General features: G+C 40.4%; 11 protein-coding genes and 1 pseudogene. 6 read left to right on the top strand and 6 right to left on the bottom strand.

Features of this window, described 5'->3' with window-relative positions:
* The first annotated feature begins 15 nt into the window (after nt 1-15).
* The 4 genes from GTQ43_RS17500 (at nt 16) to GTQ43_RS17485 (ending at nt 9,147) form a co-directional block, all read left to right on the top strand.
* Entirely contained in the window at nt 16-303 is a 288-nt protein-coding gene (locus GTQ43_RS17500) for a Nif11-like leader peptide family natural product precursor (protein ID WP_265274022.1), read from the top strand.
* A gap of 655 nt (nt 304-958) precedes the next feature.
* A complete protein-coding gene (locus GTQ43_RS17495; protein ID WP_265274021.1) occupies nt 959-4,117 on the top strand; it encodes a filamentous hemagglutinin N-terminal domain-containing protein in 3,159 nt (1,052 codons plus the stop codon).
* Between the two features lie 4 nt (nt 4,118-4,121).
* Nucleotides 4,122-6,638, top strand: a complete 2,517-nt coding sequence (locus GTQ43_RS17490) for a filamentous hemagglutinin N-terminal domain-containing protein (protein ID WP_265274020.1) — start codon at nt 4,122-4,124, stop codon at nt 6,636-6,638.
* A complete protein-coding gene (locus GTQ43_RS17485; protein WP_265274018.1) occupies nt 6,628-9,147 on the top strand; it encodes a CHAT domain-containing protein in 2,520 nt (839 codons plus the stop codon). The genes GTQ43_RS17490 and GTQ43_RS17485 overlap by 11 nt, the downstream gene beginning before the upstream one ends.
* A 34-nt stretch (nt 9,148-9,181) precedes the next feature.
* Here GTQ43_RS17485 and GTQ43_RS17480 read toward each other — a convergent pair.
* The 6 genes and pseudogenes from GTQ43_RS17480 to GTQ43_RS17455 all read right to left on the bottom strand — a co-directional run.
* A pseudogene (locus GTQ43_RS17480) lies at nt 9,182-9,922 on the bottom strand (radical SAM family RiPP maturation amino acid epimerase); the annotation flags it as partial.
* Between the two features lie 36 nt (nt 9,923-9,958).
* Complete coding sequence (locus GTQ43_RS17475; protein ID WP_265274016.1) at nt 9,959-10,126, bottom strand: hypothetical protein; 168 nt, start codon at nt 10,124-10,126, stop codon at nt 9,959-9,961.
* 109 nt (nt 10,127-10,235) lie between these two features.
* Complete coding sequence (locus GTQ43_RS17470) at nt 10,236-10,538, bottom strand: nitrile hydratase subunit alpha (protein WP_265274015.1); 303 nt, start codon at nt 10,536-10,538, stop codon at nt 10,236-10,238.
* A 377-nt stretch (nt 10,539-10,915) separates the two neighbouring features.
* Nucleotides 10,916-11,731 carry a DUF928 domain-containing protein gene (locus GTQ43_RS17465; protein WP_265274014.1) on the bottom strand — a complete coding sequence of 272 codons (816 nt, stop codon included), beginning with the start codon at nt 11,729-11,731 and terminating at the stop codon, nt 10,916-10,918.
* Between the two features lie 39 nt (nt 11,732-11,770).
* Nucleotides 11,771-13,972 carry a CHASE2 domain-containing protein gene (locus tag GTQ43_RS17460; protein WP_265274013.1) on the bottom strand — a complete coding sequence of 734 codons (2,202 nt, stop codon included), beginning with the start codon at nt 13,970-13,972 and terminating at the stop codon, nt 11,771-11,773.
* A 37-nt stretch (nt 13,973-14,009) separates the two neighbouring features.
* Nucleotides 14,010-15,710 carry an NB-ARC domain-containing protein gene (locus tag GTQ43_RS17455; RefSeq protein WP_265274012.1) on the bottom strand — a complete coding sequence of 567 codons (1,701 nt, stop codon included), beginning with the start codon at nt 15,708-15,710 and terminating at the stop codon, nt 14,010-14,012.
* Nucleotides 15,711-16,336: 626 nt separating this feature from the next.
* On the opposite strand from GTQ43_RS17455, the gene GTQ43_RS17450 reads away from it, so the two are divergent.
* On the top strand, nt 16,337-17,479 hold the full coding sequence (locus GTQ43_RS17450; RefSeq protein ID WP_265274011.1) for a PAS domain-containing sensor histidine kinase: 1,143 nt from the start codon (nt 16,337-16,339) through the stop codon (nt 17,477-17,479).
* Between the two features lie 48 nt (nt 17,480-17,527).
* Nucleotides 17,528-18,337, top strand: coding sequence for a response regulator (locus GTQ43_RS17445; protein ID WP_265274010.1), 810 nt, complete (start codon nt 17,528-17,530; stop codon nt 18,335-18,337).
* Nucleotides 18,338-19,694 lie beyond the last annotated feature (1,357 nt).

Below are 19,694 nucleotides of genomic sequence, written 5' to 3'. Positions count from 1 at the left end.
TACAAATTACAAATTATGTCCATTCAAAGCGCAAAAGCACTCTATACTAGGTTGCTAGTAGATGAAGAATTTAGAACGCAATTGGAGCAAGCAGCTAGTCAAGAGGAACGGGGACAAATTCTGCAAAATACTGGTTTTTATTATACTCCAGATGAATTAAAAATTGCGAAGGCAGAGCTTTTGGAGTCCGCAGCAACCAATGACGAGTTAAGCGAGACTGAGCAAGAAGAAATTATTGCTGGCAGATCCTACAGACCTATTTATAGTTATATTTTTGACAGGTTTGATGTGTATTTAACTTAAGATATAGTAATTATATTTGACTTGTGAAGATCACAATACTTCAGAACCCCGACTTCTTAAAGAAGGGGAGCATCCCACTTTTTTGCATGTCATTGCGAGCGAAATGAAGTGAAGCGAAGCAACCGCAAAATCCTCATTCCTAAGAGCGAGTCCATGCAAACAGCGTGTCTGCGACACGCTGTTTGCGTTCGTCTTTCCTCCTCTCTACGAGACGCTACGCGATCGCAATGACAGTTATTCTCTCGCTGTAAAATAAAAACTGGGATGCACCCTTAAAGAAGTCGGGTTTCTCGTTCTTCCCGAATGATTCATGATTGCTATATAGCTATCGAATTTTATTTTTGAAAAATTCCAAATATATGTATGGTGCGTTATGTTTCCCTAACATATCCTATATGTGTTTCCAAAAAATATAATTTCTATATCCGAGCGATCGCATTTAAACTTTCTTGACAAAATCCTATTTATAGTGTTCTTCATCTACTACAGCTAGTAATACTAAATATTTTTCCTTAGCTCATTTATCAAGAGCAATTAATAGGCGGTTTTATGATATCAGATAAACACACTATGCGATTATTAGTTAGATAGTTTTTAATTGCAATTCTCTGACTCAACAACTGGTACAATTCATCTTAATCAAAGTTGTTTGCGTATGACTAACAGTTGTTTGCATTGGATAAAAAACATAAAATTAGCCTTCTGTCTAGCTCTACTTGAAACAATCGTTATTTCACCTATAAAAACTACCTTTGCTCAGAGTAAAATCATTCCCGATAATACACTAAGTACTGAGAGTTCTAAAGTCATAAATAACTCAAGTGGTCTTCCCATCGAAAATATCGACGGTGGAGCGCAGCGAGGTATAAACCTATTTCATAGTTTTCGAGAATTTAATGTTGGTGAAGGACGCGCTGTTTATTTTACCAATCCTGTAGGAATTGAGAACATTATAAGTAGAGTCACAGGGAGCAGTCCTTCAGAAATTTTCGGAAAGTTGGGAGTATTAGGAAATGCCAACCTATTTCTGATTAATCCCAATGGAATCATCTTTGGAAAAAACGCAAGTTTAGATGTCAATGGTTCTTTTGTAGCCACCTCAGCTAATGCCATTAGATTTGGGAATCAAGGTTTTTTCAGTGCCTCTTCTCCACAAACCCCGTCATTATTAACAATCAAACCTTCTGCTTTATTTTTTAATCAAATCGGCGCAGGAAAAATCGAAAACAGGTCGATGGCTCCAGCCGGAGTTGATGGCGCTAATAACCCTGTATTGGGGTTGAGAGTTCCCGATGGAGAAAGCTTATTGTTAGTAGGAGGAAACGTCTTAAATGCAGGAGGATTAAACGCTTTTGGCGGTCGAATAGAGTTAGGAGGTTTAGCCAGTCCTGGGGAGATTGGGTTGAATCTGAATAACCAAAATTTGACGTTTCCGAATCAAGTTGCGCGAGGCGATGTTTCACTGACAAATGGGGCTGTTGTTAATGTTGCTGGTAATTCTGGTGGTGCGATGGGCTATGCCCCGCCGGGGGCGATCGCACTTTATGGCAAAAATATAGATATTAGTGGAGGTAGTTCTGTATTAGCTGGGATTGCAGCAGGTTTAGGAATACCAAAAAAAACAGCAGGCGATATTACCTTAAATGCCACACAAGCCATATCCATCAGTCAATCCAGCCGTGTTACCAACCAAGTCGGTCAGAATGCTATGGGTAACAGTGGCAATATTAATATTCAAGCAGACTCACTAAATTTAACTGATGGAAGTCAGTTAAGTTCCCGAATCTTTGGGAGAGGAAATAGTGGGAATATCTCTGTAGATGTAAGGGGCGCTATCACATTAGACAGTGAAGACAGCAATAGCCTGACTAGTAGAATTGTCAATCAAGTGCAACCATCGGGAGTTGGAAATGGTGGGGATATTAATATTAAGGCAAATTCCCTAACCTTAACAAAAGGCGGTGCTTTGGCTGCCAATACTTTAGGGAGAGGAAATAGTGGGAATATCTCTGTAGATGTGAGTGGTGCTATCAAATTGGAGGGTGAAAATAGCAATGGCTTGGTGCTTAATAGTATTCTCAATCAAGTGCTGTCATCGGGAATTGGAGATAGTGGGGATATTAATATTAAGGCAGATTCTCTGACAATCACTCCGGGAGGTTATGTCAGTGCTACTACCTTTGGACAAGGAAATGGCGGGAATATCTTTGTAGATGTGAGGGGTGCTATCATCGTCGATGGTATAAGTAAGAATGGCTACAATTCTAGTATCAGCAGTCTAGTAGCTTCTTCGGCAGTCGGAAACGGTGGGGATATTAATATTAAGGCAGATTCTCTGAGTATGACACACGGTACTCCTATAAGCACCGAGGTATTTGGCAGGGGAAATGGCGGGAATATCTCTATAGATGTAAGAGGTGCTGTTACACTGGATAGTTTAGACAGCAGCGCTCTTAGTGGAATTAGCTCTGCCATCAGACCTTCGGGAATCGGAAATGCTGGTGACATTAATCTCAAGGCAGATTCCCTAACAATAAAACCGGGGGGTGTTTTGTTTAGCAGTACCTTTGGAACCGGAAATAGTGGGAATATTTTTGTGGATGTGAGGGGTGCTATCACCTTGAATGGTGGAAAGAGAGATGAGTTCACTACTTTCATTGGCTCTCAAGCAACACCAGGGGCAATTGGAAATGGTGGCGACATTAATATTAATGCAGAATCTTTGACAGTAACACAGGATGCTTTTATTAGTACCGATACTTTTGGACAAGGCAATGGCGGGAATATCAAGATTAACTTAACTACGCCTACTTCTAACTTAACACTTAGCGATGGAGCATCGATCGCAGCTAGTACATTAGGAGAAGGAAAAGGTGGAAATATCCAAATAGAGTCCAATGGCTCTGTAAATCTGACTAATGACTCTTCAATTACCGTCAACAGCTTAGACCAAGGTAATGCCGGGAATTTGAGAATTACGACTGGTTCTTTAACCATCCAAGATAAATCAGACCTATTGGCAGATACTGTTAGTAGTGAAGGTGGTAATATTCAGTTGCAGGTGCGAGACATACTATTGCTACGGAAAAATAGTAGCATATCTACCACAGCAGGACAATCCCAGCGATTGGAAGATACGGTTAGTAATCAAGGTGTTAAATTGAAGGTGCGAGACATACTATTACGCGATAATAGTAGCATCTCTACCACAATAGAGAATGCCGGGGGCAGTGGTGGCAATATAGACATAAACACGAAATTTTTAGTCGCTGTCCCTTCAGAAAATAGCGATATTATCGCTAATGCTTTTGCAGGCAAAGGTGGTTTGATCAAAATTACTGCTCAGGGAATTTTTGGGATAGAACAGCGCCAAAACCTCACTCCACTTAGTGATATTACTGCCTTCTCCCAAGAAAATCCCCGACTCGATGGCGAGGTAGTAATCAATATTCAAAATGCAGATATCAGAAAACAGTTAGTCCCTTTACCCACAAATGTAGTCGATGTCAGCAAGTTAATTAGTCAAAGGTGTTCGACGGGGAGAGTCAGCACAAATCAAACAGAAAGTCAATTTATTGTTACTGGAAGAGGCGGATTACCCCCACAGCCGGGAGGAGCGTTACGGGTTGCAGCGATCGCAGTTGATGAAAATGCGATCGCATCTGAAAAACAAAACCAATCTCCCGAAATAACTCCCACCTTAGAGGCAAATAGCTGGAGGTTCGATCGGCAAGGGCGAGTTGTTTTAACTGCTTCTGCAACCTCTGAAGCTTCTAGTTTTGCGACAAACCCCGGTATCTGTCATGCTAATTAGACACATGAAATCACCCTCTATTTTATTGGGTTTGGTCAATGGTATGCTGCTGTGGTGTGGTTTCGCCAACGCTCAGGTAACATCCGATAGTACGCTCAATACAACTGTTAAATCTGTCAATAATCACGATTTTACTATTATCAATGGCAGTGCAGCAGGTAGCAATCTGTTCCATAGTTTTAGTAATTTTTCCATTCCTACGGGCGGTTCTGCAACCTTTGATTTAGTCAATATGCCCAATACCTCAACTATTTTCAGTCGCGTGACGGGTGGGAGAGTTTCTAATATTGATGGCTTGATTAAAACTATCAATAGCAAAAATCCTGTTAGCTTATTCTTACTGAATCCCCAAGGGATTATTTTTGGTTCCAATGCAAAACTAAATATTAGTGGTTCGTTTGTTGGTTCTACAGCATCTCAGGTAAAATTTGCAGACGGTTCGGAATTTAGCACAACCAACTCTACTTCGCCTCTTCTGACAATTAGTACCCCCATTGGCTTGCAACTCGGAGCTAATTCGGGAGAGCTTCGTATCCAAGGCTCAGGACATAATATCACAAGAGTTGGACTTTCCCTGCTCAATCGAGGCACTTATAGTACAGGGTTACAGGTTTCTCCTGGCAATACCTTGGCTTTCGTAGGAGGAAAGATTACCCTTGATGGCGGTTTGTTAATTGCTGATTCTGGCCAAATTGATTTGGCAGCTTTGAGCAATGGGGAATGGATGATGAGACAAGGTAATGAATTTTCAACCATCAATTCAACACCTACTACTGAATTTGGGGATATTCAACTTCGCTCTGCGGCCTTAGTAGATGTTAGTGGTGTCATGGCAGGTTCGGTTCAGTTAAGGGGTAAGAATCTTGCATTGCGAGACGGCTCGATTATTGTTGGGCAAAATTTGGGCGAACAACCCAGTGGTAATATCCAAATCATTGGCACTAAATCCTTGGTAATTAGTGGCACAACTCCAGCCGTCTCTAGTCGGATTGCGACTCAATTATTGGGTGCTGGAGGAGGAGGAAATATCAACATTTCTGTGCCTCGCCTGATCCTTGCCGATGGAGGCACTATTGCTTCCCAAACCTTTGGTTCTGCTGAAAGTGGAAATGTAACCATCAATGTTGGAGATTTCATCCAAATGACTGGAACTTCACCTATCGATCCGTCCGATCTCAGCGCCATTACCACTGCAACCTTTAACACTGGGGGAGCGGGGACTCTGACGGTATCGACTGGCACTTTAACGCTGCGCGAGGGGGCACAGATTACATCGCCGACATTGGGGCTAGGAAATGCAGGACAGGTGACAGTGAATGCCACAAATTTGATTGATATTCAGGGGAATTCAAATCCGTTCGTATCAAATAGTGCGATCGTCTCTAACTCTTTTGGACAGGGGAATGCAGGAAAAACGATTGTTAATACCCCTAGACTGAAGCTCAGAGACGGAGGGGCAATTATTTCTAGTGGATACTCTAGTGGTAGCGCAGGTGATATCATCATCAACGCCAAAGAATCTATTGAAGTTGCTAATTCTAGTATTTTAAATTATGACCCTTCAATAACAATATTTCTTAGTAGTCGAATTAGCTCTGATATTGTGACTCCACCTCCTTTCTTACAAGCTATTTTAGGACTTCCAGAAATTGCAACGGGCAATTCTGGCTCAGTGGTGATTACTACACCTAAGTTAACTGTTACCAATGGTGCTAGTCTATCTGTCGCAAACACTGGACTCGGAAAAGGAGATCGAGGTAATGGAGGCGATTTGAGAATTACAACTGATTCCCTAACTCTCGAAGGAGGAGCTAGTCTATCGGCAGATACAGTTAGTAGTGAAGGTGGTAATATTCAATTGCAAGTACGAGATACACTACTGCTACGCGACAATAGTACTATCTCTACCACAGCAGGACAGAAAGGGACTGGAGGTAATGGTGGCAATATTGATATCAATGCAAATTTTGTAGTCGCTGTTCCTGAAGAAAATAGTGATATTAGGGCCAATGCTTTTGAAGGCAAAGGTGGTTTGATTAAAATTAATACTCAGGGAATTTTTGGCATAGAAAAGCGTGATAACCTGACTCCACTTAGCGATATCACTGCCTTTTCCCAAAAAAATCCCCGACTCGATGGCGAGGTAGTAATCAATATTCAAAATGCAGATATCAGAAAACAGTTAGTCTCTTTGCCCACAAATGTAGTCGATGTCAGCAAGTTAATTAGTCAAAGGTGTTCGGCGGGGAGAGGTATCACAAATCAAACAGAAAGTCAATTTATTGTTACCGGACGAGGTGGATTACCCCCACAGCCGGGAGGAGCGTTACGGGTTGCAGCGATCGCAGTTGATGAAAATGCGATCGCATCTGAAAAACAAAACCAATCTCCCGAAATAACTCCCACCTTAGAGGCAAATAGCTGGAGGTTTGATCGGCAAGGACGAATTGTTTTAATTGCCTCTGCAACCTCTGAAGCTTCTAGTTTTGCGAGAAACCTCGGTATCTGTCATGCTAATTAGAAAAACCAAGCTACGCACTTTAGTTAAGATACTGAAAACAACTGCCCTTGTCTTCTTAGGGATAATTTTATTTATAAACATCCCAGTTCTATTGTCTGAACAAGCAGCAGCAAAAGAACCAGCAACAGAGGCGGCAAAATTAGCAATTGCAGGAAAAAAGCTCTACGAAGCCGGACAGTTTGATGAAGCGGTACATATCTGGCAAGAGGCAGCCAATGCCTACAAACTCGCAGGTAATGAAGAAGGTAAGACTCAAAATTTGATTAACGTCGCTGAAGCCATGCAAGCCAACGGACTGGATCTCAAAGCTTGCAATCAGATACTACAAGCTTTTAACATTGCCCAGCCCGATTGCCGCCAATTAATCCAAGACAATGAAAAAGATCGCCAGCAAAGTAACTGGTTCCAAGCCCTGGAATCGAAACCAAATTCTCTGAATAAAGCCAACGGCTTACGCAGCCTTGGTGATGTCCTCCAAAAACTCGATCGCCCAGATTTGTCAACAAAAGTTTTAGATTTAAGTTTGCAAGTCGCTCGCCAACTACCATCCCCAACTACTGAAAGTGCTGTTCTGTTAAGCCTGGGTAATGCTCAACGATCGCTAGGTGACAGAATACAGATTCAACAAGGCAGAATCAATAAACAAAACTCAAGTCCTATAAATTGTGGGGAGCAAGCCAAAGTTGGGGAAGAAACTTCACTCTATCAGCAAGCTGCCTCACTGTATCAGCAAGCAGCAACTAAATCTATCTCTGCAAATACTTGGGTGCAAGCACAACTCAATCATCTGCGTCTGCTGATTGAGATGAATGAGTTAGCAGAAGCAATGGTTATAATACCTCAAATTGAGTTAAAAGTCAAGGAATTGCCGACAAATCAAACAACAATTTACGCCCGGATTAATTTTGCTGAAAGTCTAGTTTGTCTCAACCAGTATTCGGCGATCGCTCATGCTGACTTGAAAGACATTGCCAAAGAGTTGGTTGTAGCCCTTGAGCAAGCAAAAAGCCTGGGCGATCGGCGTGGCGAATCTTATGCTCTTGGATATCTAGGTTGGCTTTATGAACAAAATCAGCAGTTTTTAGAAGCTCTAACCCTTACCCAAAAAGCACTTTTTTCGGCTCAAGCGATCCAAGCCACTGACATGGTTTATCAGTGGCAATGGCAATTAGGACATATCCTCAAAGCCCAAGGAGATATCAAAGGAGCGATCGCAGCTTATGATGCAGCTATTGTTAGCTTACAATCTCTTCGTCTGGATATGACTGCGATTAATTCTCAGATCCAGTTTTCCTTTCGAGAACAAGTCGAACCTGTCTATCGGCAGCTAGTTGAGTCACTCTTGCAAACTCAGGTAAGTTCTAATTTAAAGAGTAATAATCTGCAAAAAGCTCGGACTACAATTGAATCTTTACAATTAGCAGAACTAGAAAATTTTCTTCGAGAACCCTGCTTAAAATCGAGAGTTGAAATCGATCAAATTGTTGATAAAAGCGATTCAACAGCGGCAGTTGTCTATCCAATTATTCTAGAGAAACAATTAGCAATTATTCTCAAATTGCCTCGACAAGAAGAACTTCGTTATTATGCAACTGCCATATCCCAAGAGCAGGTAGAAAGTACTATTGCTAAGTTACAACAATATCTACCAAATGTTAGCCAGAGTTCCCAAGTTAAACATCTTTCTCAACAGGTATACGATTGGTTAATTCGTCCTTTAGAAGCAGATTTAAAAAATAACATCGAAACTTTAATATTTGTCCTAGATGGTTCCTTACGGAACATTCCTATGGCAGCTTTATACGATGCTCAACAAGAGAAATATTTAGTCGAAAAATATGCGATCGCTCTAGCACCTGGGTTGCAACTTGTCGAGCCAAAACCTCTACACGAAAGTTCAAAAATTAAGGTTTTAGCTGCTGGAGTCAGCCAAAAGCGTCTTGTAGAAGGGCGAGAATTTGCTGCACTGACTAATGTTAAGAAAGAGTTAGCCCGCATCCAGATTGAGATACCTAAGAGTGAAGAACTTCTCGATAGCAAGTTTACCAAAACAAACCTCCAGAATAAACTGCAATCAGCTTCTTTTTCTGTAGTTCATCTGGCTACTCACAGTCAATTTAGTTCTAACCCCGAAAAAACCTTCATTCTCACTTGGGATCGACTGCTCAACATCGAAGATTTAATTGACCTACTAAAGCAAAAAGACCCAACTGGTTCTAATTCTATCGAATTACTAGTCCTTAGTTCGTGTGAAACTGCTACAGGCGATCGCCAAGCATCTTTAGGATTAGCTGGAATTGCTGTTAGGGCGGGAGCAGACAGTACGATAGCTAGTTTATGGTCAATAGACGATCTTTCAACTAGTGAAATCATGAATCAGTTGTATCAAGAATTAAATAAAGGAGCGACTAGAGCCAAAGCACTTCAGCAAGCCCAACTAGCTCTCCTAAAAAAAGAAAAGCGTCCTTATTTTTGGGCAAGTTTCATTTTGGTAGGAAATTGGCTTTAAACCTCATCTATGTTGAGAACCGTAGTTTTTGCCCTCACCCTAAATCCGTCTCCCAAGAAGGGCTACGGTGTACACATATTTTGGTAATAAACCCAGAAACACAAGCAATGGTCTCAGAAACACCAGAATCAGCAGTAGAATCAAAATGATTGGAAGCTTCTATCCTCTTGCGAAAACGCTCCTCACGTGCCCTCCCTGCGTAAGCTTTCGCGCCCAAAGCCTCATCATTTTGGCAGATAAGCTCAACAGACATTAATTCTTCTGCACTAAACTCCTGATGAACTTTATCAAACTCTTTGAGAGTCAAAAGGGAAAAACGTTCCACTATGCCATTTTTTTCTTTTGACAATTTTAAGAGATTCTTCGTTCGTTGAGGATTCCTCATCGCTGATGCTGTAGTAGTCTGAGGAAAATTACCTAAGATTGTATGAAAGTCAATCAGGAAATGCTCATAATCAGGATTATCTAGAGGATCTGTCGCCCAATAACAAAATCCTTGACTCGCTCCTGGGCCAATTACTTCCTTGAGAACCTCTAATACTCCACGCCAAAGACTAGCATTCTCTTGACTATAATAAAAAATACCTTCTAGACGCTGGGCTGCTACTCCACAAAACCAACATCCCACTGAACAGCCTTTAGAAAGCTCTATTGCGAAGGGTGCATGAACAATACTATCTGCTTTTTCAAAACCAAATTCGCTAAATGTACGACGGATTTGGCGCAATCGCCAGGCTTTAAATAAAGGATCGAGTGGAATTCCTTCTTGCCGTACCCTATCCCGGTTTTTTTATGTTAATATTTTCAGTTATTACATTAGTTCATCTGAGTTAACAGCTACAAGTACCTGTTTACTAACTACTAGCTGCGAATTTACAACCGATGGTATTTTTACGCCTCCTCGTATTGCTTCCATTTCTTCCAAGGTAGATGCAGCAAGAAAATCTTCAGGAGGAGTAGGTAAAATAATAAATTGCAAATTTTCAGTATTCTGAACAAGAACTATTTCTTGTCTTGGACGCAGTGGCAGTAAATTTTGTATGCATCCGATCAGATCGTTATAGCGTTTCCTAATCACATGAGGTACATCATAGTCCCCTCATCGCTTGCGGGGAGGGGTTGGGGGTGGGGTTCTTGTACCTCACTCGACTGAGAACCGCTATATAGTCATTAGTATGAACTTCTTCAGGAAAGACAATGTATTGACGTTCAGAGGTATTTTCTAGTACCTGAATTTCTATGATTTCAGGAATGTTATTTACACCAGCTTCTTGCAAAATCCTTTTGGGTTCAGCAATGAACATTGATTTATATTGCAAATCATTCCAAACCTTGATAATTATATCTGCAACAATCAGCCGGTTTTTATCAACATTAAGCCAAGCAACCATTTTGTCCACCTAGATTAAGTAGTATTCAAGAGTTAGATTATCATTGAATTATAAATTTCAAATACACTATTTTTAGTCATTAGTAACTTATGTTTCGTTTTTGCCCAAAGCCTCGAATTTGAATAAAATATAGGATTCATATTTGATTTTTGAAATATTAAGTAGAGTGTGTTAGCGTCAGCGTAACGCATCAAAAACTTTGGAGTCAAGTGCGTTACGGCTTACGCCTAATATCATTAAGAATTAGGGACTTCCAAATAAAAAAATACTCAACTATTTCAAGATTGGATAATTTATTTGTTGGAAGTCCCTTACGAACTTGTACTGAGCGAAGTCGTTCGCGCAGTGTCTCGTAGAGAAGTATTACGAATTATTTTTCATAACTCATGCAATATCGTCACAGGCTCTTGAGCAATATCTTGCAAATCAATAGATTTTAAAAAGTTAATCCAATCTGTTTTAAGATTGTTATTTTGTGAATTCCCACGAATTTGTTCGCTCAATTTTGTCAGTGCATCATACCAAAGATTCTGTTCAAAATAAGTTAGGTAATCCTGAGATTTCTGCATCTTTAATTGGATATCCAAATCTTTTGTCAGCGCAACTCTTTCTATCCAAGCATCAACGTAAAAATATCCGGTTTCCGGTTCTGGTTTTCCACAATAGACTGTGAAATACCAATGATATTTTTTACCTGTTTTTAGAGAATATTTCGGAATTGATGGCAGACTGATGCCGATAATTGCTGCTGTTGGAGGTAGCGTTAAAACTTTTCGGTAAATATCGTCTCCGGCTTCATTTTGTAAGACAAATTCTCCAGAGCGATCGCTGTTTGGTACTTTTGGGGTATAGACCCAAAATGTTGGATGCTCGGAGATGGTTGAACCTAAAAAAGATATGGAGTCTTGAAAATCACCTAAAGCCTCCTTACCAGGAACTAAGGCGGTAACTGGAATGTTGAGGGCTGGACAATCACTGCGACTAGTTCCTCCTCTGCGGCGGCCAACGGGCGCTCCGTTGTCAGGTAAGGTTGGTTTTTGCGCTAACTGATTTTGCTGACGGCTAACATCAGTTGTGACTAATTTGGCAACTTTCGCCTGGATTGGTAAAGAATAACTTGCTAGACTAGCGATCGCTAAAGGCACAATACATCTCAGGCTCATCAATTGAGGAAGTAATTTCTTCTCAGTCATAGTTCAAAACCTAAAATTTTTGACGTTTCTAAACTAGGATCAGCGAGTCTGTGGAACTAATGATATAACTGCCACTTGGACGGCTATCAGTGCTAACGCGGCGGGAAGAAGTGGTATCCATCCAGCATGGATAAATGTCAGATAGCAAATACCGAAAAGCAGAGAAAGTGCTATGACACCTCCTATTCCCCGACGGATGGGGCAATGAATGCACCAAGCAAGAATGCCTCCCAGCAATGACCATCCCCAGATCCAAAGTCCTTCTAACCAACCAGCCCACCACCAAATTAAAGGCCGCCCATCGAGAACTGCACTCAGAATCTGGCTAATGGCCTGAGCTTGGACAAACATTCCTGGTACTTCTTGACGATTAGGAAGTGCTGTCGCACTATAAGAAGTTTTCCACTCATCAGTAGCACTAGCAGCAGTAACACCAATGATTACTATGCGATCTTTAACCAAGTTGATTAATTCAGGCGTTACCAAATCTTCTAAAATGTCTCTGAGAGATACCTGCTGGGCAATATCTACAGGAGAGCGCAAAGAACGATAATTAAGCAGTATTTGGTATCCAGATGCATCTATGTGTTGATAACCACTGCTATGCTCTGTTAATGGTTTGAACAATACTTTGCCAATCTGTAGTTGCTCATCGGCAGCAACCTTTGACTTAATGCCTGCTTTATCTAGATAGTGGAGTGCCATCTGAAGACTCAAGGCATCAGTTGCGGCGCAAGGAGACGTAACCGGAGGGGTTAAATGTAAAAGATGGCGACGGGCAACTTCGTCATCATCTGCAACAAAATCGCTAAAACCCAGGCGTGATTTTGGCACTTCTGGAGGGTTAGGAATACCTTCGGGAACACCATCTTCAGGAGAAGGAATTTTACAGGGAGCAAAAAAACGACTGTCTGAGCGTAGGCGAGTTGCTAAATCGGGATAATCGGAGTTGACGGGGAAATCACGATAGATGTCTATGCCTATGGTTCTGGGTTGATATTGCTCCAGTTTTTCTAAAAGTTGCAGGAGTGCCTGGTCGGATAAAGACCAGCGAATAGGCATAAGCATTCGATTTTGATATTGAATGTCAGCTTCATCAATAGTTACGAGCAAAAGGCGTGGATCTGGTTTTTCTATTGGTCGCAGTGCCATTAGATGGTCGAAAGTCTTTAACTCAAAGGGTTGGAGTAGTCCTACATATCTGATGCCCATGACCAAAAAGGCGATCGCTAAACTCAAAATAATTACTTTACCAAAATTGCGCCAAGTGTTGCCCAACCCACTTGCAGCAAAAATCCTCGCCCTTGATAATAACTTTTGTTGTCCTGCACTTAACTCATTAATCTGGATTTCTTCTTCTTGGCTGGCTATAAGTTGCTCTAAAACTCTCTGCGGTTCTAGGGGTCGCTCTTGGGGCAACGGTGTCATCAAATCGTCGATTAAATTTGCCAAACCCACAGAAATCTGAGGTGCTTGACCTCGCCAAATTAACCGCTCATTTTGGGGATTTTTTGGTAATTCATTCGGATGCACACCTGTCAATAAATTCACTAAAGTCCGCCCTAAAGCGAAAAAATCTGATTGATAAACAGCTTGACCATTCATTTGCTCTGGGGCTGTATATCCCATAGAGTAAACTCTAGTAACGTCACCTCCTGGGAGTTTTTCTACATAAGTCATAGTTACCTGTCTCGCCGCCCCAAAGTCAATCAATACCAGTTTTCCATCGGGACGAAGCATGATATTAGATGGCTTAATATCTCGATGCAAAACTTGTTCTTGATGAAATCCTGCTAATAGTTTGACAAGCTGTAGTAACCAATCAATTGCCAACTTTTCAGATAATACCCCATTTTCTTCTAACCAATGAGCAAGATTTTGCCCCGGAATTTTCTCCATTACCAAGCAGTGCAATTTTTCCGATCGGTCTTTCGGAGAAAAACAGAAGTAAGTATCGACTTGAGGAACTCCTAGATGTTCCAACTGTCTAGGAATTCTCGCTTCTTGCTCAAATAATTCTACCAAGCGACGGCGATTGCTGGTCAAAACTTTTAGAACTTTTGTGGTTCCTAAGTTATCTATTTCAAATATTTCTGTGTAGTGATTTTTATTTAATTCTCGTAAAGGCTTAATTACCCGATATCGCTCGTTAATAATTAAACTAGAGCCACAGTTCTGGCAAGACTCTCGATCGTCAGGATTTTTGCGATGAAGACACCAGGGGTTGATACAGTAGCTCATGTTTGAACGTTTTAGATTTGCAAAAACTGATTAACTGTTATCGGTAGCTGAGATTGCCCAGATCCAATTTTAGTTCCAAAAGCAGACTTTCGACATTACTTTTAGCATATCCGACAACTAGCGAAGTTTTTCCTTGCAATAATGAGAGAATTTTGGTTAGCAGTTCCGAAATCAGATTTTCATCTTTGAGAATTTTACATAGTTGGTTCTTGATTGGTTTCAGTATTAAGCGGACTTGCATTTCTTGGATAGCTTCATTCTCTTGTGTCCTTTTCACTAAAACTAGAGTTCTCAAGAGTTGAATTTTCTCAATTTTGTTATTTCTGCCAAATTCCTGAATTTCTGCACAAATCCGCTCACCGATTTGGTTGATGACGTATTGGGAAACTACAGGCTGCTGAAGTGAGAATATCACTTCCTCTTGGGCGATAGTTCTTTCAATTAGCGATCGCCTCAAGAGCGATTCCAATGCCTCGATCAATTCTGATTGAGCCACAGGTGCTAAGATATCTGCACGCAATTGTGATAAAGAAATCGGTTGACACTCAATGGCCAGCCAGTAGAGAATTTCTTGCTCCAAAGCCGATATGCACTCAAACTGCTCGTCTAAAATATCGTTTAGCTCCCCAAAAACAATAGTCTCCTGTTTCAAAAAAGCAGAAACCTTCCCACCGAACAATTCTTGAATGGTGCTAGCAACGATTTTTAAAGCTAAGGGATTACCTCTATAAAGTTGAATCAAGTCTTCCCAACTATCTCTATCTAACAAGTTCTTGTCTTTGAGGATTTCCTGAGCTTGCCAATCCAACCCCTTAAGATATAGAGAGCGAACTGGACGAGTTTCTCCTTCCATCAGCACGATTTCTCTGGGTTTCTCACGAGCTATCCACATCAAGCAGCTGCGATGAGACTCTTCCCCTAATCGTCTTAATAACTTGCCATAAGTTTGATATCCTTCTCGATAATGTCCAGCAACATGACTACTTTGCTGAATTACTGTCGTTGTATCTAGAACGATCAGACATCTATGTTGGCGTAAAAGACCGATGAAATCAGAGATTTGCGCGTCAATGTCTTCTTCTATGAAATAATTTTTGGACTGGGGAGAAAGAAATTGAGTCAGTTCAGCCAATAGTTTGCTGACTGATGGAGCGCTCCGCAAATCTCGCCAAATCACAAACTCAAATTGATCCTGTATTTGTTGAATGCAGTGTACAGCCAGACTTGTTTTGCCAATTCCCCCCATACCAACAACTGCGATGAGTCGGCAACTATCATTTACAAGCCATTTATTTAACATGGCAAATTCTTGAGTGCGTCCGTAGAAAATGTTTATTTCTGGCACTTCACCCCAATATTGCTGCGGTTTGATTTGACTGTCGCTGCTAGCCTTGGGTTTTCTTCCATCTATATTGATATTTGCTGCTGATAAAGAATTCACCAATTCAGGGGAAGGTAATATTTTCTCTAAGTGCCCCTCCCATTGCCGCTCAATGATAAATCGAAAATTCGTTTTACTGATGTTCTCTCCCAGAGCTTCTGACAATAATCTCCAAAGTTTGGGGGCAGCTACTTGTTTGATGTAATTTAGGCTATATTCACAAGTCTCGGCAATCTGTTCGTAAGTTTTAGCTTGCCAAGTCCCTCGCAGTACAACAGCCTCAACATCTCTCAAATGCTGACCTGTGTTGCTGAAAACGACATTATCTATAGTTTTTATGACTTCTTCTAAATGCATGGACGGTTAAGAGTGGATATAATTTACTGCCTAGTTGATATAAAAGTTAACTATAGGTCAACCTTTATATTAACTTTGTTACTATATTTTAGTACAGGTAATTGGTAATTATATGTTACCACCAGGTAACTGTGCAAACAACAAGTTTTCGTCTATTCAGGGTAAGTTTTTTTAGGGGTGGCTAGAGTTCATCGCCTTTATCTCTCCAAAAGCTTCTCCCAGAGTACTTTGTCTTCCTCTAAGTCAGATGCGATCGCACCCCGGTCACGGCAAATTCTAGCCTGGATAATACCCAAAAAAGATATTTCAACCCAGATTTGTAAATTTTTTCAAATATTAACTAAGGTTAATCTTCACTTAATCTTGCTCCATTAACCTAATTTTGTCTAGACAAGTTAACTAAGTTATGCTTAATATTAACTAGATAATAGCATCTTGTAACTTTGTCCATGTTATGATTTTGGGCAAAAATCTCTCCTTCTCAGTCAGAGGCTGGGAATGCTCCGCCTTTGTTGCTTGCGGTAGCAGCGCACTGCAATGCAATTATTTTACTCAACACTATTTCAGTGATATACTGCTAGACCCATCTTTGCTTAAATCAAACTTTCATTGCAGGAATTAAAAAGATGGTTTTTAATAATCTGCTGTTAGATTCTCCCTCTTTCACAGAGAAGCAAATAAAAGAAGAGGATTTACAGTTAACTAAGTCCTTGATGAACTATGTAGCGGAAGCGATTTTTTTATTAGGATCGGATGGAAAGATTCTGTATTGTAATAATGCAGCCTGTTGTTTATTTGGATATTCTTGTGAAGAATTGCTAATCCAAATCGATCTTTTTCAACAAATAAAATTTAAGGATAGTCAACAAATTATTGATTACCTTCATTTTACTGTTCCAGAATATCAAGAAGTTAAATTACTAACCAAAAATGGTGAAGAATGTTGGCTAGATTATTCGCTTAAAGTGATAGAATTTGCAGGAAAGCCAGCCACATTGGTAACAGCAGTAGATATTACCAAGCACAAGCAAGCAGAAGAGAAAATCAAACAACTTCTAGAACGAGAAAAAGAACTAGGAGAGAATAGAATACATCTCCTCTCAATGGTTTCACATGAATTGCGGGTTCCTTTAAATATCATCTCATTTTGCACCAACTTACTAAAATGTCATAGCAATGACTGGAGTAAGAAAAAAATACAGGACTATATTAATCGGCTGCAAAAAGGAGTCGAAATGCTCAGTTTGTTAATCGATGAAGTTTTAATTATCGGTAAAGCAGAAACAGGAAAGTTAAAGTTTGAGCCAAAACCACTTGATTTACTTCAATTTTGCCATAACCTATTGGCAGAATTATATCCGAATGAAAGTTACCAAAATTTTATCAGATTCGGCTGTAAAAGCGATTGTTTATCAGTTAGCTTGGATAAAATAATACTTCAGATTATTCTGACAAATTTACTTGAAAATGCGATTAAATATTCTCCTTCTGGTAACACTGTCGATTTCATAGTTTCTTGCCAAGGCGGAAAAGTTATTTTTGAGATTAAAGACAGAGGTATTGGCATTACGGATGCCGATCAACAGAGATTGTTTGAACCATTTTATCGAGGTACAAATGTCGATAACTTACCAGGTAATGGCTTGGGATTAGCCATTGTGAAAAACCTTGTGGATATCCACGGTGGTGAAATTACAGTCAAAAGTCAAGTTGGTGTAGGGACTGAGTTTGTCTTGGCTCTGCCCACCGCAAGTATCCCACTCCCCTGACAAAACTAGCAACCCAAAAGCACCTACAACAGAGAAAGAGAGGAAAATATGATCAAAGTATTAGTCATCGAAGATGAGCAATTAACCAGAGAAATCTTGATAGATTGTTTGGAAACAGAAGGATTTCAAATAATCAGTGCTAAGAATGGTCGAATTGGTGTCCAAAAGGCACATGAACATCTGCCCGATTTAGCAATCTGCGACGTGATGATGCCAGAACTAGATGGTTATGGAGTTCTGAAGACACTACACCAAAATCCTACCACTGCCATTATTCCTTTTATTTTCTTGACTGGGAAAAGTACCCAAGCAGAGGTTAGGCAAGGTATGGCACTGGGGGCGAATGACTATCTGATCAAGCCTTTTACTCCAGAAGAATTACTAGGAGCGATCGCAGCCCAACTGAAAAAACAGGCAATTCTCAAGCAATGGTTTGCCTTAGAATCCCAGCGAGTTTTGGAGTTGTCAGCCGATGAAATAGATGAATTCACAAATTTTTCTTCGCTTTTTGCTTCTTGTCCTCAGCTAAAAAAGATATTTAACTTTATTGAAACTCATTATCACGAGTCAATTAGCTCGCGTGATGTAGCAAAATATCTGGGTTTCTCTTCCGCATATTTGACTGGGTTAGTCCGAAATCAAACCGGAGAAACCCTAAATCGCTGGATTGTTAGGCGGCGAGTAACAGCCGCACGCACTTTGCTGTTGAAAACCGATCAGTCAATACAACAGATTGCTATGGCATTAGGCTATCGCAGTATCAATCATTTCTTTCGTCAGTTTCGGCAATATTATGGAACTACTCCCCAGGCTTGGCGTAAAGTAAATCGCAGAGGATATGTCTGGGAGTCAAACTAAGTTACATAAACTCCAGTTACAAAATGCCCCATCATCCGCGCGATCGCACTGTCATCAAATAAGTCAGTGTTATAATTCCACGTACCTTTGAGTGAACTTGAACCCTCAAGAATGGATCAGGTTAAATCAAAGGCGGCTCCTTTAGACCCTGCAATCATTGATTCCAAAATCAAACCATCGATATCCATCTAGTGGGAGCGATCGCAGACTAAGGCTACCTGATAGAGTGGCGAAAAACTGGGGTTGCGGACAGGTTGCAGCTGCTTACAGTCTTAGCTAAAAATAAAGTTAAATTGGCGGTAATTTCTGATAACTATTCCTGTCAGAAATTCACTTATACGATAATATGTTTTATTTAGATTTGCGGGGGAGTTTACTTTTAAATAGACGGAGTTTGTTTACGTAGAGGTGTACTTTTTACTTTATTTTGTGGATTATTTCACATTGTTCAACAAAATACAATACCAATTTAAGACAGTTAAGACAGTTAAGACAGTTAAGAGATATCCGCTTGTTCAGAACGTGGGATTGAAGTAAGGACACCTTGTGTCTCCCGCTCCGCATCTCGACACAATTTTTTTCTACGAGTGGCAATAACTCACAACTAAAGTTTTTATTAATACTTCTTTCCTTCTGCCTTCTGCTTTTCTTTGTAAATTGCGGTAAAAACAAAAAATCAAAATGTAAATTGGTACATACTGCGTTATAGAATATAAAACATGACGCAAAAATCATCTGCCGAAAACTTATTATCTGTACTGCTGTCAACTATCGACATCAAGAAGATTGCAGCAGATGAATCAATGCGTCAGATAGTAGAAATATTTAGCTAAATAATGCCTTCAAAAATATGTTTTCCGAGTCGTGAGAAAAAGCCTATCATTGTCCAAAAAGCCCAACAATTACATTAGGTCGATTTGCTACTTTATTTATGGCTGCAATGCTTATTTAGTAAGAAATTGAGCCTTATACCAATTTTTTATGAAGCTGCATAAAATTCGATCCCCCCTAGCCCACGCCAGTCGCTCCACTTGGGGAGACACCCCAAGACCGCGCTAGCCCCCCTTACTAAGGGGGGAACCGGAAAAACATCTATCAAAGTCCCCCTTTTTAAGGGGAGCCACTGCGTTGGGCGGGTTTCCCGACTTAAAGCACGTGGCGTGGATTTAGGGGGATAAAGATATGTGCAACTTCACATTAAATTGGTATTAACACTACCTGAGTTCGATATAAAAAATTAGCTTGAAAATCTTGTCTGATAAGCTTTCAGACCAAATGATATAGGCGCTTTCTTACGGCAATTATTGAGAATTAAAGGTATTTGTTGAGAATAGAATGTTTATTATCATTATAGAAG

This window comes from Nostoc sp. KVJ3, assembly GCF_026127265.1.
GTDB lineage: Bacteria > Cyanobacteriota > Cyanobacteriia > Cyanobacteriales > Nostocaceae > Nostoc.
The sequence above is the reverse complement of the archived record's forward strand: the minus strand, read 5'-3'. Positions and strand labels throughout refer to the sequence as shown.

Excerpts from the sequence above, each read along its gene's own strand:
- GTQ43_RS17485 (WP_265274018.1), top strand. The coding sequence starts at position 6,628 with ATGCTAATTAGAAAAACCAAGCTACGCACTTTAGTTAAGATACTGAAA.
- GTQ43_RS17455 (WP_265274012.1), bottom strand. The coding sequence starts at position 15,710 with ATGCATTTAGAAGAAGTCATAAAAACTATAGATAATGTCGTTTTCAGC.
- GTQ43_RS17445 (WP_265274010.1), top strand. The coding sequence starts at position 17,528 with ATGATCAAAGTATTAGTCATCGAAGATGAGCAATTAACCAGAGAAATC.
- GTQ43_RS17460 (WP_265274013.1), bottom strand. The coding sequence starts at position 13,972 with ATGAGCTACTGTATCAACCCCTGGTGTCTTCATCGCAAAAATCCTGAC.
- GTQ43_RS17465 (WP_265274014.1), bottom strand. The coding sequence starts at position 11,731 with ATGACTGAGAAGAAATTACTTCCTCAATTGATGAGCCTGAGATGTATT.
- GTQ43_RS17470 (WP_265274015.1), bottom strand. The coding sequence starts at position 10,538 with ATGGTTGCTTGGCTTAATGTTGATAAAAACCGGCTGATTGTTGCAGAT.
- GTQ43_RS17450 (WP_265274011.1), top strand. The coding sequence starts at position 16,337 with ATGGTTTTTAATAATCTGCTGTTAGATTCTCCCTCTTTCACAGAGAAG.
- GTQ43_RS17490 (WP_265274020.1), top strand. The coding sequence starts at position 4,122 with ATGAAATCACCCTCTATTTTATTGGGTTTGGTCAATGGTATGCTGCTG.
- GTQ43_RS17495 (WP_265274021.1), top strand. The coding sequence starts at position 959 with ATGACTAACAGTTGTTTGCATTGGATAAAAAACATAAAATTAGCCTTC.
- GTQ43_RS17500 (WP_265274022.1), top strand. The coding sequence starts at position 16 with ATGTCCATTCAAAGCGCAAAAGCACTCTATACTAGGTTGCTAGTAGAT.